1 protein-coding gene is annotated in these 632 nt (G+C 31.2%); it reads left to right on the top strand.

Annotated elements, in window-relative coordinates:
* Positions 1 to 115: 115 nt before the first annotated feature.
* On the top strand, positions 116 to 632 hold a 517-nt coding region (locus IPZ49_RS22725; RefSeq protein ID WP_193762887.1), incomplete at its 3' end, for a glycosyltransferase.

Genomic DNA, 632 nt, shown 5'->3' with positions numbered 1-632 from the left:
ACCACAGGTATTTGAAGATTTACTTCCAGTGGTACAAAGAAAATTTAATCAGATTTTCGATCCGATTGAAAATTCAAAAAAATTTATGATGCTAATTAATAGTAGAAAGTAACTAATGAATATACTCCTTGATTGTAGGTTAATCAGTGATCGTCCAACTGGAATTTCGCGGTATTCAGAAAAAATGTTGGAATATTACATTGATAAATATGGAATGGATAAAATCCATGCGTTAGTAAACAAAAAAAGCGATAAAATAATCTGTAAACAGATTGTTACCAGCCTAAAGCCATTCAACATAGGCCATTGGCTGATGTTTCCGTTATGGCTTAAGAAAACTAATTATTCATGGGTGATTAGTTTTCATTATTCTGGTCTAGCATACCCTTTAAAAAATGTCAGGTCTGTAATAACAGTGCATGATCTTATGTTTGAACTAGTGCCCAATTTTTTCAATACTAAATTAAAAAATCTTATTGGGAAGTTCTATTATCGTATTATTGTAAAACAAAGCATAAGGAATTCCGATATAACCATAAGTGTATCTGAGACTACTAGAGAGGATATATCTAGGTTATATAAAGAGGATTCTGAAATAAGCGGTGAGGGTATATTTTTACAAGCAGAAAGTG

Source organism: Enterobacter cloacae complex sp. S2 (assembly GCF_015159675.1).
Classification (GTDB): domain Bacteria; phylum Pseudomonadota; class Gammaproteobacteria; order Enterobacterales; family Enterobacteriaceae; genus Enterobacter; species Enterobacter intestinihominis.
Note: the sequence above shows the minus strand (reverse complement) of the source record. Positions and strands in the feature narration are given on the sequence as shown.